The sequence below is a fragment of the Vibrio sp. Vb0888 genome (assembly GCF_033338835.1).
In the GTDB taxonomy this organism is placed as follows: domain Bacteria; phylum Pseudomonadota; class Gammaproteobacteria; order Enterobacterales; family Vibrionaceae; genus Vibrio; species Vibrio alginolyticus.
On sequence record NZ_JAWOTL010000259.1, the window covers coordinates 1 to 1,121 of the forward strand.

The 1,121-nt window shown below is 46.0% G+C and carries 2 protein-coding genes; one reads left to right on the forward strand and one right to left on the reverse strand.

The features are described from left to right. Positions 1–502 (forward strand): Na+/H+ antiporter NhaC family protein (locus R7P72_RS25475; protein ID WP_318111015.1); only part of this gene is annotated, 502 nt, incomplete at its 5' end. A gap of 93 nt (positions 503–595) precedes the next feature. Here R7P72_RS25475 and R7P72_RS25480 read toward each other — a convergent pair. Next, a partial coding sequence (locus R7P72_RS25480; protein WP_318111016.1) for a DsbA family protein occupies positions 596–1,121 on the reverse strand: 526 nt, incomplete at its 5' end.

Sequence of the window (1,121 nt, forward strand, 5' to 3'; positions counted from 1 at the left end):
TGGCGTTATCGCTTGGAAGGAAACCCACGACGTATTCACCAAAGGCGTTCACATGATGGCGATGATCGGCTTTATCATGATCGCAGCCGCGGGTTTTGCAGCGGTAATGAAACAAACCGGTGGCGTAGAAACCCTAGTTCAGTCACTGTCTACAAGTATTGGTGACAACAAACCGCTTGCTGCGCTACTTATGCTGGTTGTTGGTCTATTGGTAACCATGGGTATTGGTTCTTCATTCTCGACGATTCCAATTCTTGCAACCATCTACGTTCCGCTTTCTTTGGCGTTTGGTTTCTCACCAATGGCAACGATCGCATTAGTAGGTACAGCTGCAGCGCTAGGTGATGCTGGCTCTCCTGCATCCGACTCAACATTGGGCCCAACTTCTGGCCTAAATGCTGACGGCCAGCACGAACACATTTGGGAAACGGTTGTTCCAACCTTCATCCACTACAATATCCCACTGATCATCTTCGGTTGGATCGCTGCAATGGTGCTTTAGTATCAAGTTTTCGAACAGAAACGACTGATACCTTTGCTAACAAAAAAACCGCTCGATATGAGCGGTTTTTTAATTCAATCGAAAACGAAGCCACTATTGCGCTGGCATGTTTTCGATAATGCGTTCACGAATCAACTTAAGCGTTGGCTCGGTCGATAGGTAATCCACCTCAATTGGGAAATACGCATCGTTGATTTGCAGCACCAAACTAGGGTAAGAGTTAACACCCAAACTTTTCGCTAAACTCAGTTGGTCTTGGAATACACCTTCCAATAACGTGCCATCCATATCATTTTTAAACTGCTGCACATTCAAGCCAATCTCTTTCGCTAATTGAAGATGCGTTGCTTCTTCATGAGGTGGCATTGCACGTAGATAATAGGCGTGCTGAATCGCTTCAAGCATTTGCTCATACGAATCTTGGAATCCCGCGGCGATAACAGCGCGGCATGATTGATACGTACTTCTCACTGGAGTGCACAGTTTCCAGAAATCGTAGTTAAACTTGGTGCCTAGCTGAGTTTCGATTTGCTTCCAAATCCCTTCAAGCTTTTGTTGCATTTCTGGCGGCATTGGCAAATTAGTATCTGGTGCAAGCCCACCCACCACATACTCAAAC